Raw genomic sequence first — 18,151 nt, forward strand, 5'->3', positions numbered from 1 at the left:
AGTGCACCTCGAATACACGCCTGAGCAGCAGCAGTTGCGCACCGAGCTGCGTGCGTACTTCGCCGAGCTGGTACCGGACAACTCCTACGCGCGGTACGGCGAACCCGCCGCGCAGAAGCGGTTCTACCGGGAGACGGTCCGCCGCCTGGGCGCGGACGGCTGGCTGGGGGTCGGCTGGCCCGAGGAGTACGGCGGGCGTGGGCTCTCGCCCATGGAGCAGTTCATCTTCTTCGACGAGGCGGCGCAGGCGGGCGTGCCGCTGCCGCTGATGGCGCTGAACACCGTGGGGCCGACGATCATGCAGTTCGGCACGGACGAGCAGAAGGCGTACTTCCTGCCGCGGATCCTCTCCGGCGAACTCGACTTCGCCATCGGCTACAGCGAACCCGACGCCGGTACGGATCTCGCGTCGCTGAAGACGAAGGCGGTGCGGGAGGGCGACGAGGAGACCGGCCACTACACGGTCAACGGTCAGAAGATCTGGACGACCAACGGCGACACGGCTGACTGGGTCTGGCTGGCGGTCCGTACGGCCACCCCCGAAGAGGGCGTCCCGCTCCACAAGGGGATCACCATGCTCCTGGTCCCCACGAGCGACCCGGGCTACTCCTGCACCCTCATCAACACCCTCGCCTCGCACGACACGACCGCCAGCTACTACGAGAACGTCCGCGTCCCCGTCTCCCGTCGCGTCGGCGAGGAGAACAAGGGCTGGCGTCTGATCACGAACCAGCTCAACCACGAACGCGTCACGCTCGCCGCGCACGGCACGATGGCGATCCGCGCGCTCCACAACGTCCAACGCTGGGCGATGGACACCAAGCTGGCCGACGGCCGCCGCGTCATCGACCTGAACTGGGTCCGTGGCCGCCTCGCGAGGACCCACGCGCGGCTCGACGCGATGAAGCTCCTCAACTGGCGGATGGTGAACGCGGTCCAGGAAGGCACGCTCACCCCGCAGGACGCGTCCGCGGTGAAGGTATACGGCTCGGAAGCACGCCGCGACGCGTACGCCTGGCTGATGGAGGTCGTCGCCTCGGCCGGCTCCCTGAAGGAGGGCTCGTCGGGCGCGGTCCTCCACGGCGAACTGGAACGCGGCTACCGCTCGGCGGTGATCTTCACCTTCGGCGGCGGCAACAACGAGATCCAGCGCGAGATCATCTCCTGGATCGGGCTGGGGATGCCGCGGGTGCGGCGCTGAGCTGCCAGATTCCGCCTACGAGGTGGACGTGATCCGGCACAGGGATCGGATCGACGTCGCATGACCGAGCGCGGCGAGCAGCGGCTGACCATCCGGGACGTGGCGGCGCGGGCCGGCGTCCCGCGCGGCGCCGTCTCCCCGGCCTTCGACAACAAGCCCGGGGTGTCGGAGGCGACCCGGACCCGCATCGTCGAGGTCGTGCTCGCGAGCCGACGGGTGGCCGCCCACCAGGTGCCGACGCCTGCCCTCACGCCGAGGGGTTCGACGGGGCCGCCGCCGGGGCGAGAATGAGGGCACCCGGTCATGTGTACGGCCGGGTCGTCACCCGTCAGGAGTTGGTCGCACCATGCCGGAGCGCGCACATCCGCGTACGTCCATACCCGCGCCCGACCACCCCTCACCCGACCCCGACCCCGGGCTGTTCGGGCCGTCCTCCGTGACCTGGCAGGCGCACGCCGACCCGATGATGTGGGTCGCCGGGATCAGGGCCCTCTACCTCCAGGCCCTGCATCCCCGCGCGGTCCGCGGCGTCATGGAGAACTCCGACTTCCGCAAGGACGCGTGGGGCCGCCTCATGCGGACCGCCAACTTCGTGGGCACGACCACCTACGGGACGACCGAGGTGGCCGAGAAGGCGGGCGCCCGGGTGCGGAAGATCCACACCATGCTCGGGGCCACCGACCCCGGGACGGGGGAGCGGTACGGCGTCGACGAGCCCGAACTGCTGCTCTGGGTGCACTGCGCCGAGATCGACTCCTATCTCCACGTCGTACGCCGCTCGGGGTTCCGCCTCACCGACGCGCTGGCCGACCGATACGTCGACGAGCACCGGCAGAGCGCCCGCCTGGTGGGCCTCGACCCCGCGGACGTACCGGCGTCGACGGCCGAACTCGCCGCGTACTTCGAGGAGGTGCGGCCGAGGCTCGCCGCCGGGCCCGACGCGCGTGCCGTCGACGACTTCCTGCAGCGCCCGCCGACGCACGCACTCCTCGTTCCGGCGCGTGAACTGCTGTGGAGGCGTGTGGCGAACCTGGCGTACGCCTCCCTGCCGCCGTACGCCCACGAGCTGTACGGCAGAGCGGCCCCGCCGCCCGCCGCGGTGACCCGCAGACTCGTCCTCACCGGCACCGTCCTGCGCGCCGTCCCCAACCGTGTGCGCTGGCAACTCCCGCCCAAACACATCCTGCGCGCCATGGCGCGACTCGGCCCCGGCAGCCGCCCGGCCCCGTACAAACTCGACAGACGGGACGCCATACTGGACGGGGCGGGGAGGGCGCGGCGACGCAACGGGGGCGACAACACGAGATGGCGGACACCAGGCTGATCCAGAGCCGCTACCGGCTCCTGGATCTGATCGGGCGCGGCGGCATGGGCGAGGTCTGGCGGGCCCGCGACGAGTCGCTGGGCCGGCAGGTCGCGGTCAAATGCCTCAAGCCGATGGGGCCCCAGCACGACCAGGCGTTCACGCGCGTGCTGCGGGAGCGCTTCCGGCGCGAGGCCCGCGTCGCGGCCGCGCTCCAGCACCGGGGTGTCACCGTCGTCCACGACTTCGGCGAGCACGACGGCGTGCTGTACCTGGTGATGGAGCTCCTCGACGGGCGCAACCTCAGTCAGCTCATGGAGGACAACAAGCAGCACCCCCTGCCCGTCGAGGACGTCGTGGACATCGCCGACCAGGTCGCGGGCGCCCTCGCCTACACCCATGAACAGGGCATCGTGCACCGCGACCTGAAGCCCGCGAACATCATGCGGCTCGCCGACGGCACGGTGAAGATCTGTGACTTCGGCATAGCCCGCCTCGGCGCCGACATCGGCTTCACCTCCCGCCTCACCGGCACGGGCATCGCCATGGGCACCCCGCACTACATGTCGCCCGAGCAGATCAGCGGCGACCCCGTCGACCAGCGCAGCGACCTCTACTCCTTCGGGTGCGTGCTGTACGAGATCGCCACCGGAGCCCCGCCGTTCGACATGGAGGACGCCTGGGCCGTCCTGGTCGGCCACCGCGACACCACGCCCGAGCCGCCCCGCAGACACCGCGACGAGCTGCCCGCGTACTTCGACCGCATCGTCCTCGACCTGCTCGCCAAGGAGCCGACGGGCCGGCCGCACGACGCGCGCGAGCTGGGCCGCCGCATCGCCGCGGGACGCACGTCGCTCACGTACGTCCCCACGGTCGCGACGCCCCCCGTCCGCCGCGCCGACCCCCTGGGCTCCCGCGAACCGCGCCTGCCGTCCTGGACCCGAGGCATGACCACGGGACACAAGGCCGGCGGCGCGTCCGTGCTGCGCACCACCCCGCCCGACGCGGCCGCGGGCCTGACCGGCGAATGGATCCCCCGGGTCGACGCGCGTCGCGCCACGACCCCCCGCCCCACCGAACGCCCCACGCCACCCCCCGAACTGGTCGCCACGCTCACCAACCGCCACAACGCCGGACTGAGCCTCGGCCGGCTCGGCCGCTGGGCGGAGGCGGGCGAGGTGCACCGCTCGGTCGCCGCCGAACGCGAGCACGCCCTGGGCCCCGACCACCCCGACACGCTCGCGAGCCGGTACGAGGTCGGCTTCACGCTCAGCCGCACCGGCCGCGCGTCCGACGCCCTGCGCGAGTACAGCCGTGTCGCGCAGGGCCGGGAGCGCACGCTCGGCCCCGACCACCCGGACACGCTCGCCGCGCGTCAGGAGATGGCGTACGTACTGGGGCAGCTCGGCAGGCACTTCGAGGCCCACCAGACGTATACGTCGGTGCTCGCCGTCCGCGAGCGCACGGCGGGCTCCGACCACCCGGACACGCTGCGCTGCCGCCACAACCTCGCGTACAACCTGAGCCGCCTCGGCCGCCTGGAGGACTCCTACCGACTCGCCGAGGAAGTGGCGGAGGCCCGCGCGCGGGTCCTGGGCCCCACCCACCCCGACACCCTGGTCACCCGCTACGAAGTCGCCTACGCACTGGGTCAGTTGGGTCGCTGGCCGGAAGCGCTCCAGGTGTACCGGGAGGTCGCCGAAGCCCGCGTACGGGCCCTCGGCCCCGACCATCCCGACACGCTCACCGCCCGCTACGAAGTCGGCATCAGCCTCGGTCGCCTCGGCCGCAGCGGCGAGGCCCTCGACCTCTACCGCCACCTCATCGACGACCGCACCCGCGTCAACGGCCCCGCCGACCCCGAAACGCTCCGGGCCCGCCACGGACTCGGCGTCAACCTCGGACGCCTCGGCCGCTGGGAGGAGGCGCTCGCTGAAGCCCGCGACGTGTGCGCCATCCGCGAACGGGTCCTCGGCCCCGACCACCCCGACACCCTCGTCAGCCGCCGCGAGGTCGCCGTCGGCCTCGGCTGGCTCGGCCGCTGGACCGACGCGCTCACGGAGTACCGCAGAGTGGCAGCGTCCCGAGAACGAGTCCTGGGCCCCGACCACCCCGACACCCTCGCCAGCCACAACGACGAGGCCCACTGCCTGGAACAGCTGGGACGGGGCGCGGAGGCGGTGGAGGTGTACCGGAGGGTGGCTGTGGCGCGGCAGAGGGGGGATGGCGGGGGGCGGTGAGGCGCCGCGAGGATGCGGTCATGGAGCGGATACCGAGTCGGCGGGAAGCGTCGGAGGCGGTCCAAGAGCACGGGTGGCGCTACTTGCTGGGCACGCTGCAGACGTCCGTTCCGGTCGGGACGATGGTTCAAGCGGTCGGCCTGGCGGCGGACGCTGTCGCGGTGTGCGGCGACGATGCCGACCGCCATCTGCGGGTCGATGTCCGCCCCGACGCGGCGGTCCTCACCCTCCAGTCGCTGGACCACGCGGCGGTCACCACCCGGGACATCGAACTCGCACGTCGAATCTCTGCCGCCGTCGGTCGGGCCGGGTTCCTGCCGCAACCCGGAATCGGGACAGGGGCGCCGCGCTCGGTCCAGGCCGTGGAGATCGCGATCGACGCCCTGAGCATCTCCGGGGTTCGGCCCTTCTGGAAGGCGGTGTTGGGATACGTCGACGAGGCGGGCGCCGATGGGCCGGAGGATCCGCTCGTCGACCCGGTCCGGCAGGGGCCGGCCGTCTGGTTCCAGCAGATGGACCGCGCACGTCCGCAGCGCAGTCGCATCCACATGGACGTCAGCGTCCCGCACGACGAGGCGCGTCGGCGTATCGAGGCCGCGGTGGAAGCCGGCGGCCGACTCGTGTCCGCGAGCCGCGCTCCCGCCTTCTGGGTGCTCGCCGACCCGGAGGGCAACGAAGCGTGCATCACCACATGGCAAGGCCGGGACGGCTGACGCGATGGGCCGGACGCGCGGGCCGCATGATCACCTCGTACGAGGGCGACGGCGACCCGCTGCTCCTCAGGACGCGGATGTCGCCTCGGCGATGGGGACCCGGGACGCCTTGTGGGCCGGCCATATGGAGGCGAGCAACGTGGTTGTCAGAGCCAGTGCTATGGCGGTGGCCAGGCGGGCCCAGGGGAGTACCAGGGTGTAGCCGGAGACCGTGTCCTGGAGGGTGTGGCCCAGGGCCCAGCCCAGGAAGATGCCCAGTACCGTTCCGACGGTCGCGCCGAGCGCGCCGACGAGCAGGGCTTCCCAGCGGATCATGCGGGTGACCTGGGCGCGGGTCAGGCCGACCGCTCGCAGGGTGCCGATCTCCTTCTGCCGTTCCAGGACCGACAGGGCCAGCGTGTTGGTGACGCCGAGGCCGGCGATCACGGCCGCCATGGTGAGCAGGGCGTAGAAGACGGTGAGCTGGTCGCCGATGTCGCCGCTGTACTCGGCCTCGACGGCGCGTCGGTCGAGGACGGACAGGGCCGGGTCGTCGCCGAGGGCGTGGGTGAGCGCGCTGTACGTCGCCGGGCCGGCACCACCGTGTGTGCGGTCCGTGGCGACCAGGATGACGTGGGTGTGCGGGGTCTTGTCGTAGCGGGCGACCAGGGAGTCGGCCGCGGTGATGCTGGGGAGCAGGTTGCTCTGCGGGTCGGCGCGGTAGACGGCGCCCACGGTGACCTTGCCGCTCGTGCCGCCGCGGCGCACGGACAACGTCTGGCCCACGTGCCAGCCCGCCTCCTTCGCCTTGTAGTCGGCGACCGCGATCTGCCCTCGGGCGAGGGTGTCGAGTGATCCGCTGGTGAGGTCGTAGCGCAGCAGGCGGCTCACGGTGGCCGGGTCCACACCGGTCAACACCGCCGGACGGCCGTCGAGTCGGTAGGCGGTGGACTGGGTGAGTCCGCTGACCCTCGTGCCCGGTGTCCTGGCTGCCGCCTTCGTGTTGGCGGGAGTCAGCCGCGCGCTGTCCACGGCCGGCTTGACCAGATAGTCCGCGGTGAAGTCGTGCGTAGTGGCCCGCTCCAGGTAGTGGCTCGCGGAGGCGCCGAGGACGGACAGGCCGGAGGCGAGCGCCAGCGCGACGGTGAGCGCGGCGGCCGTGGCACCGGTGCGGCGCGGATCGCGCGTCGTGTTGCGCGTGGCGAGGACGCCCTGCACCGGGCTGAGCCGCAGCAGCAGCGGACGCAGCGCCGCGACGAACGGCCGTGCAAGGAGCGGGATCAGACCGAGTACCCCGATCACGGCCAAGAGGGTTCCGAGTGCGATGACGGTGCGTGCGTCGATTCCCGCGCCCAACGCCCCGTAGACCACGACCAGGACACCTACCGCCGTCAGTACGGCGCCGACGGCCGTGCGCGGGGAGCGTGCGGTCGCGGGCGCCGGGCTCTCGCTGCCGGTGAGCGCCGCGACGGGGGCGATGGCCATGGCCCGGCGTGCGGGCAACCAGGCGGCGACGACCGTCGTCGCCGTGCCGAGCAGGAAGGTGCCGAACAGGGTGGCGGGCGACAGGACGAGCGGGCCCGCCGGGCCGGCGGCCGTGCCGAGGAGCTGGTTCAGCGCGGCGGCGACGCCGGTGCCGACGGCCACGCCGAACGCGGAGGCGGCGGAGCCGACCAGGACGGACTCGGCGAGCAGGACGCGGCGCACCTGCCGGCCCGAGGCGCCGAGCAGACGCAGCAGGGCCAGCTCGCGGGTACGGCGTCCGATCAGCATGGTGAACGTGTTGGAGATCAGGAACGCGGCCACGAACAGTGCCACCAGCGAGAAACCGAGCAGGATCTGACCCATGGTGTCCTGGTCGCCGGAGGCGAGGTTCGCCTGGATGCGGCCGAGCGTCGCACCGGTCGCGGCGCTCGCCCCCTTCGGCAGCAACCGTTCGACGCGCTCGGCGAGTTCGGGTGCCGAGGTTCCGCTCCTCGCGGTCAGCTCGATGCTCTGTACGCGACCGGGCGTCGCGAAGAGCCGCTGCGCGGTCCGTGTCGTGAACAGGGTGAGGGTGCCGCCGTCGGTCAGGCGGTGTCCGTCGGAGCGGAAGAGGCCGCTGAGACGGTACGTCGCGGCGGCTTGGCCCGTGCCTACGCGGACCCGGTCGCCCACCCGGTAGCCGCCCTGCCTCGCGGTGGCCGCGTCGAGGGCGATCTCGTCGGCGTGGGCGGGGCCGCGGCCGGCGGTGAAGCGGTACGCGGCGTCGGTGCGGTCCGCTCCGCTCGCCGCGTAGTTGCTGCCGCGGTGTGCGTCGTCGTCGCCGAGCAGCCGGCCGGTGCGGTCGGCCACGGCGGCGGAGCCGTCGACGCGGTTCGCGGCGTGCGCGACGCCGGGGACCCGGGCGAGCCGGGACGCGAGCCGCTCGTCGAGGCCGGTCGGCGCCCCGCCGTCGGGTGCGGCGTCGACGCCGACGTTGACGGCGATGCGGTCGTAGCCCGCCGCGGCCTGTTCGGCGGCGGCGCCGGACCGGGTCTGGCTGTAGACGAGGCTGCCGGCGGCGAACGCGACACCGAGGACGACGGCGAGCGCGGTCATCAGCAGACGCGCTTTGTGCGCGAGGACGTTGCGCAGGGCTGTGCGGAACATGGGATATGGGTCCTGGGGGAGTTGCGGGAGTGGGGAGCGGGACGTGCGTCGCGTCAGACCGTGACCGCGCGCGCGTCGAAGTCCTTCATGCGGTCGAGCACCCGCTCCGCGCTCGGCCGCACCATCTCGTCGACGATGCGCCCGTCGGCGAGGAACACGGCACGGTCCGCGTAACCCGCGGCGACGGGGTCGTGGGTCACCATGACCACGGTCTGGCCGAGCTCGCGCACCGAGTCGCGCAGAAAGCCGAGGATCTCCGCACCGGCGCGCGAATCGAGGTTGCCCGTCGGCTCGTCGGCGAAGACGATCGACGGCCGTGCCGCCAGCGCGCGGGCGACGGCGACGCGCTGCTGCTGTCCCCCGGAGAGTTCCCCTGGCCGGTGGTGCAGCCGTCCGGTCAGGCCGACCATGGCGATCACATGGTCCAGCCACCGCCGGTCCGGCCGGCGCCCCGCGATGGTCAGGGGCAGGGTGATGTTCTCCAGCGCGGTCAACGTGGGCAACAGGTGGAACGCCTGGAAGACGAAACCGATACGGTCCCGGCGCAGCTCGGTCAGCTGCCTGTCGTCGAGTCGGCCCAGCTCGGTGGTGCCGATGCGCACGGATCCGGACGTGAACGAGTCCAGGCCCGCGACGCAGTGCATCAGCGTCGACTTGCCGCTGCCGGACGGGCCCATGATCGCGGTGAACTCGCCCTGCCGGAAGGCGATGTCGACACCATCGAGGGCGCGGACACGATTCTCGCCGCTGCCGTACGTCTTGTGCAGATCGCCGGCGGACGCGGCGACGGGACCGCGGGCGGCGGGGCTCTGGCCGACGGGACCCTGGTCGACGGTCATGGAGGACTCCTTCTCGGGGCGTGACGTACGCGTCTGCGTGACGTACACCCCGAAGGCTCCGCGAGCGACGTATCAGCGGCTGATCCGCGTCGGCGCCGCGGCGTATCAGTCCTGCGGCAGGTGCAGCGCGGCGACGGCGCCGCCGTCCCCGGCCTCGCCGAGCCGCAGCTCCGCGCCGAGCACCCGGGCCTGGCCCAGGGCGATGGTCAGGCCCAGACCGTGGCCGCCGCCGCGTTCCCGCGCGCCCGTACGGAAGCGGCGCGGCCCCTCCCGCAGCAGGTCGGCGGTGAAGCCGGGACCGTGGTCCCGGACCGTGACCGTGTGCTCGGTGACGGTGACCTCGACGGGTGCGCGTCCGTGCCGATGCGCGTTGACGACGAGATTGCCGACGATCCGTTCGAGCCGACGGGGGTCGGTCCGTACCACCGGCTTCGCCGTCGTGACGACCTCCGTGGGCAGGCCGGTGCGCGCGACGGCCTCCCGCACCACCGCGTCGAGAGGGACGGGCGTACGGGCCGGTCGTTCGGCGCCCGCGTCGAGACGGGAGATCTCCAGCAGATCCTCGACCAGGTCCCGGAGGTCACGGATGCGGGCCCGCAGCGCGTCCTCGGTCTCACCGGCCGGCAGCAGATCGGCGGCGGCCAGCAGACCGCCGACCGGGGTCCGCAGTTCGTGCGCGACGTCCGCCGTGAAGCGTCGCTCGGAGTGCAGCCGCCGCGCCAGGCCGTCCGCCATCGCGTCGACGGCGGCGGCGATGTCGGAGATCTCGTCGCGCCCCTTCGTGGGGCCGGTACGGGCATCCAGGTCCCCGGCGGAGACGCGGCCCGCGGTCTGCGACACGCGGTGCAGCCTGCGGCCGAGGACACCGGAGCCGAGGACCGCGAGGGGTGTCACGACGGCCAGGGCCGCCAGGGAGGCGACCGCCATACTCATGTCGAGGCGCTGGAGGTCGTACATCCGCGGGCCCATGTTCACCTGGAACGCCAGGACCTTGCTGCCGGGGCCGCCGACCCGCTGGGCGGCCCACATCGAGGGACCGACGTTCCCCTCGACGCGGTCGTCGTACGCTGTGTGCCGGTCGCCGTCGGGCGGTTCGCGCAGGGCGGTGGGCAGGCCGGGCGGGTCGACCTGGATGCCGTCCGAGAGGACGTCGCCGCGGCGGTACGTGTCCACCGCCGAGTACAGGCTGTTGACGGCCTCGGCCTCGGCGCGGGACTGGATGTCCCACCGGGTCCACACGTGCACCATGACGCCCACGGTGGCCGCGACCAGACCGCCGCAGGCCGCCGCGAGGGCCGCGATCTTCCACCGCACGGGCACCCTGTGGGATCTCATGCCGGATCCGAGCGAGTCGAGAACACCCCGTGCCACGTCAGCGCCGGAGCTTGTAGCCGAAACCGCGGACGGTCTCGATGCGGTCCCGGCCGATCTTCTTGCGGAGCCGCTGCACGCAGAGGTCGACGACGCGGGTGTCGGCGTCCCAGCCGTAGTCCCACACGTTGCGCAGCAGCGCGTGCCGGTCGAGGACGATGCCCGGCTCGGCCGCGAACTCCAGCAGCACCTTCAGCTCGGTGGGGGTGAGGGCGACCGGCGCGCCGCCGACGGTGACGACCATGCCGCCCATGTCGATGCGCAGGTCCCCGAACTCCAGCACGCCGGGGCCGGACGACGCCGTCCGGTCCGTCCCGGGGGTGGCCGCGAGCGGCGGATACGTCGCGCGGCGCAGGAGCGAACGGATCCGTGCGACCAGGACGTAGGTGTCGACCGGCTTGACCACGTAGTCGTCGGCCCCGGCCTCGAGGCCGGCGACCACGTCGAGCCCGTCGCCGCGCGCCGACATCATCAGCACGGGCACCAGGCTGGTCTCACGGACCCTGCGGCACAGTCCGATGCCGTCGAGGCCGGGCAGCATCACGTCGAGGACGAGCAGCTCGAAGTCCTCCTCGCGGAAGCGCTCCAGACCTTCGAGACCGTCGCTCGCGGTCCGCACCCGGTACCCGTACCGCTCCAGGGCCGACCCGAAGGCGCGACGCATCAAATCGTCGTCCTCGACCAGCAGGATGCGCTCGGCGGTCTCGGGCGGCGGGCTGGACGACATGAGAGCGGGACCTTTCGAGCGACTCGACGAAGAGGTGAGGAGGGGACGGGACGGCACGACTGCGGCCCCGGTGTCCCCTTCGAACCATATGTCAGAAACGGCGCGCCGAATCCCCGAGCCGAGCCCGACGCATCCGACGCCGTCCGACCCTGCCTCACCGATCCCGCAGTCCGGCCGCAGCCGTGTATCGGCCAACGCTCGACCCACCCGACGCCTCGGCCCACCCCGTGCCAGGAAGATGCTAGGAAGAGCCATGCCCGATCGTGATGCGTACGACGCCGTCATCGTCGGCGGTGGCCACAACGGTCTTGTCGCCGCCGCCTATCTCGCCCGCGCCGGACGATCCGTGCTGCTCCTGGAGCGGCTCTCCGGAACCGGGGGCGCCGCCGTCTCCAGCCGCCCCTTCCCCGGGGTCGACGCGCGGCTCTCCCGCTACTCGTACCTCGTCAGCCTGTTGCCCAAGAAGATCGTCCGGGACCTCGACCTCGACTTCAGGGTGCGCACCCGCACCGTGTCCTCCTACACCCCGACCGAGCGCGACGGCCGCCCCACGGGCCTCCTCGTCGGCGGCGGCGACGCCCGCACCCGGCAGGCCTTCGCGCGGCTCACCGGCGGACAGCGCGAGTACGACGCCTGGCGCGCGTTCTACGCCATGACCGGCGAGGTCGCCCGCCGCGTCTTCCCCACGCTCACCGAACCCCTGCCGAGCCGCGCCGAACTGCGCGCCCGTGTCGACGACGACACCGCGTGGCGCATCCTCTTCGAAGAGCCGATCGGCACCGCGATCGAGGAGCGCTTCACCGACGACCTGGTGCGCGGCGTCGTCCTCACCGACGCCCTCATCGGCACGTTCGCCGACGCCCACGACCCGTCCCTGCGGCAGAACTGCTGCTTCCTCTACCACGTCATCGGCGGCGGCACCGGCGACTGGAACGTCCCCGTCGGCGGCATGGGCGCCCTCACCTCCGCCATCGCCGACTCGGCGCGGATGTCGGGTGCGCGGCTGCGCACGGGGTGCGAGGTCACGCGGATCGACACGGACGGACGGAGCGCCGAGGTGACGTACCGGACGGAGGCCGCCGAACACACCGCCTCCGCACGCCACGTCCTGGTCAACGCCTCACCGGAGGCCCTCGCCGGGCTCCTCGGCGACGAGGCGCCCGAGCCCGCCGAAGGCGCCCAGTTCAAGGTCAACATGCTCCTGGAACGGCTGCCGCGGCTCCGCGACACCTCCGTCGACCCGCGCGACGCCTTCGCCGGGACCTTCCACATCGCCGAAGGGTACGAGGAGTTGGGGGCCGCCTACGCCGAAGCCGCCGGCGGTGCGCTGCCCACCGCGCCGCCCTCCGAGATCTACTGCCACTCGCTCACCGACCCCACCATCCTCGGACCCGACCTCGTCGAACGCGGCTGCCAGACCCTCACCCTCTTCGGTCTGCACACACCGGCACGCCTCTTCGCCGGCGACCACGACACCGCGCGCGCCGAACTCCTGAAGTCCACCCTCGCCCAGCTCGACGCACACCTCGCCGAGCCGATCGCCGACTGCATCGCCCTCGACGCGCAGGGCCGCCCGTGCATCGAGGCGAAGACACCGCTGGACCTCGAACGGGACCTCCGGCTGCCCGGCGGCAACATCTTCCACCGCGACCTCTCCTTCCCCTACGCCCAGGAGGGCACGGGACGTTGGGGCGTGGAGACGCGGCACGCCAACGTCCTGCTGTGCGGCGCGGGCGCGGTCCGCGGCGGCGGCGTCAGCGGCGTCCCCGGGCACAACGCGGCGATGGCGGTGCTGGGACCGGACGCGGGAGCCGGTCAGAAGTAGCGCGTGAACGGGGTCGCGTCCACGGCGAACAAGCCGTCGAACGGGCTGTCCAGCTGGTAGATGAGGAGGACGGTGAAGGTGATGAGGCCGGACAGGCCCATCACCATCACGACATGGATGAAGCTGCGCTGCACGCCGAACATGAACATGAAGGCGATGGTGAGGACGCCGCCGACGATCAGGCCGAACCAGAGCACCGGTGACAGCTTTTCCTCGGCGTCGGCCTCACGGCCGCGGCGTGCCTCGTCCAGGGCGCTCAACTGGGCCAGCGTCTCCTGCGCCGTGGCCTGTTGGGCCGGTGTGGCGTCGGGCGGCACCTGCCCCGTCGCGCGCACCTTGTCGAGCAGCTGCCAGCCCGTGGTGCCGAGCGGCGCGCCCTCGGCCATGGCGGGCCACTCCGTGTCGGTGACGTGCCGGATGTACGACTCGATCCCGTCGCGCATCCGGTCGGCCTGACCGGCGGGCAGCCCCGCCGCGAGCAGGTGGATCTGGTGCGCGGCACTGGCCTCGGTGGCGGTGTTGTCCTCGGCGCCCGCGCGGGCGTCCCACACCGACACCAGGGAGAGGCCGAGGACGAGGGCGTACAGGACGCCGACCATCATCGAGATGTACTCGGCGACGTCCTCGCGTGGTTCCTCGTCCGGCCCCGGCGGCCAGAGCCTGTGTTTGAGCAGGACGGCCGCCGCGGCGAGCAGGGCGACACCCAGGACGATGGCGAAACTCTCGATCATCGGCGGTCCCGATTCCTTGGGGCACGGTCAGAGTCTGCGCGAACCGAACACGGCGGCCGCGATCGCTGCGGGGAGCAGGATGAGGAACAGCGCGGACACCATGCCGAGTCCGGTAGGGGTGCGGTCCCGCCGGATGAAGCGGCCGGCCAGGGAGCGCCGGGGTTCGGCAGGGCGTTCGGTGCGCGGTCGGGTGCGCGACTCGTTCTTCTTCGGCGGCTGAACCTGCTGCGGGTCCGCACCCGGTGGCACGGCACCGGGTGGCACGGCGCCCGGTGGCACGGCGCCCGGAGGAAGCGCGCCCGGGGGAACCGCGCCCGCTGGGAAGCCTCCTGGTGGCACGGCCCCCGGGGGAACCGCGCCCGGCGGGAAGCCTCCCGGCGGGACCACGCCCTGCGGTACCACCCCCGGAGCCAGCCCCGCCCCGGGTGGCGGCGCCGGGCCGACGGGGCCGAGCACCGGCGCGGCGATGCCCGGCGGAGGCGGTGGCAGGGGGAGGAGAGCGATGACGGGAGGTCCGGGGAGCGGTGGGGCGGCGGGCGGTCGCTCCGGGGGCGGCCCGACGGGCGGACGTCGCGGTGGCACGGGCGCGGGCCGGGGAGGCCGCGGCACGGGAGCGGCGGGCGGAGGCGGCGCGCGAAGCGTGAACCGCGCCGAGGAACGCGCCGTCAGCCGTGGTGGCGCCACGGCACCACCGCGGACGTCGAGCGTACGGAGCAGGTCGCTGCCGTCGGCCTGCCCCCGGCTCTCGTACGTACCCGGCGCGCGCCGCACCACGGCGACGCACGTGGCCCGCGCGCCGGGGGCGAGATGGGCCACGACCGGCTGCGCCGAGCCCGCACAGCCGATCCGCTCCGCGGGCAGCGCCGGGTCCGTGACGCGTACGCCGTGGACGGGCTTGTTGCCGTGGTTGGCCACGACGTAATGGACCTCCGCCCGGTCGGGTCCCGTCACGCGTGCCGTCTCCGTCAGGCCGAGGGCCGCGCCGACCCCGGCGTACCCCGAGCGTGCCGTCGCCTGCACCATCGCGCGCAGGTAGGGCTGCTGTCCGACCGCCCGTACGTCGCCGACCCAGGGCCCGGGGCGCGCGGGCGCGGTCGCCGTGCAGTACACCGAACGCAGTCCCGCCAGCATCCGCACGCGATCGAGACCGCCGGGGCAGCGGATCGCGGCGCCGGGCATGGCGGGGTCATGCACCCGTACGTCGTGCAGGTCGGCGCCGCCGCGGTTGGTCAGGCGGTACGACTTCACGACGGCGGCTCCCGTGCGGATACCGGGGTTGAGGGCGCCGAGACCGGGGCGGGTGTTGACCGTGACCTGCAGGGCGAGCCCGTTGGCCGTGGGGCCGTCGGCGGCGGAGGGCCCGGCGGCCGACCAGCAGCCCCCGGTCAGGACGAGGCCGACCAGCAGCCATCGCGCCCGCGCCGGCCCCGCGCCCTCTTGTCCGATGATCACACCGGGATGCTGGTACGGGACGTCGCGGCCGTCGACCCCGGCACGCGCGCACGCCCGGTGATTCACCTGAGCGGCGGCAGCGGGCCTGCCGACCGGCACGCGGGCAGGTCTACTGCTGGAAGTGACCCTCAGAAAGAGGTGGCGGGGATGACAGCCCGGTCAGCCGACGCGATGCCCGTACGGGGTGCGGAACCCGTACGGAAGCAGCACCCCGTACCGCAGGACCAGCCGGGCCGGGCCTGTACCGAGCAGGCTCCTCCCGAGCAGACCGATCCCGAGTTGCTCATCGCCGCCTCGATCCTGCTCGCGGACGCCGCACTCGCCGCCCGCAGGACCGGCGCCGAGCTCACCGCGGCGGGCGCGAGCTGGCGGGTCGGTCTGCAGGCGCTGCGGCGCCCCGCGTGGGCCCTCGGCACCACGCTGTCCGCGGCGCGCGCGATGTCGAACCCCGCGGGGCTCGGGCTCGCCGCCAACGGTGGCCTGGTCGGCGAGACCGTCCGGTCCCTGGGAGCCGTGGCGCGTCGTCGGCCCGCCTGCGTCGCCATGGCCGTGGACGCCTTCGCGATGCGCATCGAGGCCGCCGCCCGTGAACATCCGAGCCTGGCGGCGCCGCTCGCCAAGCGGTTCACCAAGGCCGTCGTCGCGGGCCGCAGGATCGAAGCGCTCCGCGCCGCCCGGGAGTTGGTGGAACTGCTCGGCGTCACCCGCACTCTGACCACCATCAGCCCCGTGGTCATGGAGTTGCTCGCGCTGGCCGGACTGCTCGACGAGAACCCGACCAACGACAGTTTCGCCTGGGTCACCCTCACCGGCGGAGTGCCCACCACCGACCCGCTGTTCGGCCTGCCCGCCGTACTGATCAGGCACCTCAACCCGGGCCCCGGGCGGGCCGAGCGCTGCGAGGCCGACGCGATGCTGGCCCGCGTCCTGGCCCGCTCCGGCAACGACATCGTCCGCTACATCGACGACATCTCCGCCCTCGGCAACCACGGGCTCGCGCTGCTGCGGCGGATCGACTGCACGGACGGCGCCACGCGGTACGTCCTGCTGCTGCCCGGCACCAGCTTCGGACGGCTGAGCAACAGCACCCCGCAGGACCTCGTCGGGGCGTTCGACGCGCTGCTGCGCACCGACACGACATACAGCCGCTCCGCCCGGCAGGTGCTCGTGCGCGCGGGCGTGCCCGAGGGCGCCGAGCTGATGATCGTCGGGCACAGTCTGGGCGGCATCACCGCCATGAACCTGGCCTGCGACCTCGACTTCGTGTCCACGTACCGGCTCACCCATGTGGTCACCGTCGGCTCGCCCATCGACACCAAGCGCCCCGTCGACCCCACCACGCGGATCGTCAGCCTCGTCAACCAGCACGACGTGATCCCCGGCCTCGACGGGCGCGGACCCGCCTCCGCGCACGACACCCCGGACAGCTGGGTCGAGTGCGCCTGGCTGGACGAGACGTACGACTATCCGCTCTCGCACGCCCCGCAGGCGTACGCCGACACCCTGCGCAGGGGCGAGGTGCCGCACCGCGACCGCGTGAACCGGCTCATCACCCGCTATGACGGCGAGATCGTCGGCAACCAGCCCTACCTGGTGCGCGACAAGTGACGCCGCGGGCCAGCAGACCCCCGAGGGAGACCGGCGATGAACGCCAGTGACACCACGACCGCTTCCCGCCGCCCGCCGAAGGCCTGGCCCCTGGAGAGCGCGCTGATCAGTGCCGCGCTGGCGGCCCAGCGCGTGTCCTGGATCGACGCCCCGGCACGCGCCCTCGGACTCGGACCGTTCACCCGGCAGCGCCTGACCCGGCAGGTCCTGGCGCAGCTGCGGCGCACCGCGGGCGGACGGCCGACCCGGCTGCGCACCGCGTTCGGCACCTTCCTGATGCCGCTCGACGCCGACGACGCCAGGAGCCTGATCGACCGGGCCGAAGAAGTCGGCGCCCGGGGCACGGTCACCGCCCTCACCGCGGAGGGGCGCCGCCTGCGGGTGACGCCGCACGCGGCGCTGCCCGTCTCCCTCGCCGCGGTGCGCACCGAGGTGCGGGAGGCCGTCGCGGGGGAGGCCGCCGAGATCCACGCGGCGCGCCACGCGGACGGCAGTGTCGCCCGCGACGACTGGTGCGCGTGCACGGCGCGTCTCGCGCGGCGGATCGTCCTCGGGGACGCCGCCGCCGACGACAGCCTGATCAGCGCCATCCTCGAAGCGGTGGCCCAGGCGGAGGACGGCACCGAGTACGCCGCCCGTGCCTCCGCGCTGCGACGGCGTCTCGACGTGTACGTCCATGCCGTGCACCCGGGCGGACTCACGGGGGCGGTCCGTGACGACGGCGCCGATGAAGCCACAGGTGAGAGCAGGGACGCCGTCGTCGAGCACGTCCTCGAGACCCTCACCCGGGCCCTCGCCGACACCGTGCCGCAGGCCCTCGCACTGATGACCGTGCGGCCGCTGATGCCCGGCACCGACCGCGCCGAACGAGCCGTCGGCGAGGCCCTGCGCCGCTACCCGCCGCTGGCCGCCGGCCTGCACGAGGTCCGCGCCCCCTTCAGCTGGCACGGCATGACGGTCGACGCGGGCACCGAGATCCTGTGCGCCACCGCATGGCTGCGCGACCTGGACGAGGCGCAGCGCCACGGCAGCCACGACCCGTCGACCTCCCTGTGCGCGGCGCCGGGACCGTGCGCCGCCGCCGAACTCGCCGTCCTCACCGCCGCCGAACTCGTCCGCGCCCTCACCCGGCACGCGGAACCCGTCGCCCTGGCCCCGCGCCTCACCCCCGGCGCGCTCCCGGCCGACCTGCCCGCCGCGTCCCTCCGCCTCGCCCTCGCGGACGACGCGGACGCGGCAGCCGACCTGGCCGCCCGCCCCGTGGTCGACGGGTGCGCGACACCCACCGCAGGACAGAGCCCCGCGCACTACGCCGCGGTCACCGAGGCGGGCGCCTGCAGCCTTGAGGAGCACGCCAGGAAACTCACCGAGTGCGCACGTCAGTCCGGCTGGAACCACGACGCGTTCGGTGAACAGTGCCGCATGACGCTCCTGGCCCACGCGGAACGCTGCACCCGGGCGGCGGCCGATGCCCGCCGTGCCGCCGAGTGGCTGGCGAGCTGACCCCTGGGGCTCTGCCGCTGACCGGACC

General features: G+C 73.3%; 13 protein-coding genes and 1 pseudogene. 8 read left to right on the forward strand and 6 right to left on the reverse strand.

Features of this window, described 5'->3' with window-relative positions; translation table 11 throughout:
• Position 1 precedes the first annotated feature (1 nt).
• From DEJ47_RS35015 to DEJ47_RS35035, 5 genes and pseudogenes are all read left to right on the forward strand, one after another.
• Positions 2–1,201: an acyl-CoA dehydrogenase family protein gene (locus DEJ47_RS35015; RefSeq protein ID WP_150175134.1), complete on the forward strand. Its 1,200-nt coding sequence runs from the start codon at positions 2–4 to the stop codon at positions 1,199–1,201.
• Positions 1,202–1,261: 60 nt separating this feature from the next.
• A pseudogene (locus tag DEJ47_RS37240) lies at positions 1,262–1,390 on the forward strand (LacI family DNA-binding transcriptional regulator); the annotation flags it as partial.
• A 157-nt stretch (positions 1,391–1,547) separates the two neighbouring features.
• Positions 1,548–2,525, forward strand: a complete 978-nt coding sequence (locus DEJ47_RS35025) for an oxygenase MpaB family protein (RefSeq protein ID WP_150175136.1) — start codon at positions 1,548–1,550, stop codon at positions 2,523–2,525.
• Positions 2,507–4,744, forward strand: coding sequence for a serine/threonine-protein kinase (locus DEJ47_RS35030; protein ID WP_150175137.1), 2,238 nt, complete (start codon positions 2,507–2,509; stop codon positions 4,742–4,744). Before DEJ47_RS35025 ends, DEJ47_RS35030 begins: the two co-directional genes overlap by 19 nt.
• Before the next feature lie 20 nt (positions 4,745–4,764).
• Positions 4,765–5,457 carry a VOC family protein gene (locus tag DEJ47_RS35035; RefSeq protein WP_150175138.1) on the forward strand — a complete coding sequence of 231 codons (693 nt, stop codon included), beginning with the start codon at positions 4,765–4,767 and terminating at the stop codon, positions 5,455–5,457.
• 66 nt (positions 5,458–5,523) lie between these two features.
• Here the strand turns inward: DEJ47_RS35035 and DEJ47_RS35040 are convergent, their stop codons facing one another.
• From DEJ47_RS35040 to cseB, 4 genes are all read right to left on the reverse strand, one after another.
• Positions 5,524–8,067, reverse strand: coding sequence for an FtsX-like permease family protein (locus DEJ47_RS35040; protein WP_150175139.1), 2,544 nt, complete (start codon positions 8,065–8,067; stop codon positions 5,524–5,526).
• 53 nt (positions 8,068–8,120) lie between these two features.
• Positions 8,121–8,906: an ABC transporter ATP-binding protein gene (locus DEJ47_RS35045; RefSeq protein ID WP_150175140.1), complete on the reverse strand. Its 786-nt coding sequence runs from the start codon at positions 8,904–8,906 to the stop codon at positions 8,121–8,123.
• Between the two features lie 105 nt (positions 8,907–9,011).
• A complete protein-coding gene (locus DEJ47_RS35050; RefSeq protein WP_150175141.1) occupies positions 9,012–10,241 on the reverse strand; it encodes a sensor histidine kinase in 1,230 nt (409 codons plus the stop codon).
• A 37-nt stretch (positions 10,242–10,278) separates the two neighbouring features.
• Positions 10,279–11,004: a two-component system response regulator CseB gene (cseB, locus tag DEJ47_RS35055; RefSeq protein WP_150175142.1), complete on the reverse strand. Its 726-nt coding sequence runs from the start codon at positions 11,002–11,004 to the stop codon at positions 10,279–10,281.
• Between the two features lie 253 nt (positions 11,005–11,257).
• Here cseB and DEJ47_RS35060 point away from each other — a divergent pair, with 253 nt between their 5' ends.
• A complete protein-coding gene (locus DEJ47_RS35060) occupies positions 11,258–12,829 on the forward strand; it encodes a phytoene desaturase family protein (RefSeq protein WP_223828633.1) in 1,572 nt (523 codons plus the stop codon).
• Here the strand turns inward: DEJ47_RS35060 and DEJ47_RS35065 are convergent.
• Entirely contained in the window at positions 12,820–13,560 is a 741-nt protein-coding gene (locus DEJ47_RS35065) for a DUF4239 domain-containing protein (RefSeq protein ID WP_150175144.1), read from the reverse strand. The two genes, DEJ47_RS35060 and DEJ47_RS35065, sit on opposite strands and share 10 nt — an antisense overlap.
• A 27-nt stretch (positions 13,561–13,587) precedes the next feature.
• The gene (locus DEJ47_RS35070; RefSeq protein WP_150175145.1) at positions 13,588–15,012 is read right to left on the reverse strand and encodes a hypothetical protein; all 1,425 of its coding nucleotides are present in this window, start codon (positions 15,010–15,012) and stop codon (positions 13,588–13,590) included.
• 147 nt (positions 15,013–15,159) lie between these two features.
• Here DEJ47_RS35070 and DEJ47_RS35075 point away from each other — a divergent pair, with 147 nt between their 5' ends.
• Positions 15,160–16,620 carry a lipase family protein gene (locus tag DEJ47_RS35075; RefSeq protein ID WP_150175146.1) on the forward strand — a complete coding sequence of 487 codons (1,461 nt, stop codon included), beginning with the start codon at positions 15,160–15,162 and terminating at the stop codon, positions 16,618–16,620.
• Positions 16,621–16,656: 36 nt separating this feature from the next.
• Positions 16,657–18,123 (forward strand): hypothetical protein, encoded by a 1,467-nt coding sequence (locus DEJ47_RS35080; RefSeq protein ID WP_150175147.1) that lies wholly within the window; start codon positions 16,657–16,659, stop codon positions 18,121–18,123.
• Positions 18,124–18,151 lie beyond the last annotated feature (28 nt).

It is taken from the genome of Streptomyces venezuelae (assembly GCF_008642355.1).
Classification (GTDB): Bacteria; Actinomycetota; Actinomycetes; order Streptomycetales; family Streptomycetaceae; genus Streptomyces; species Streptomyces venezuelae_B.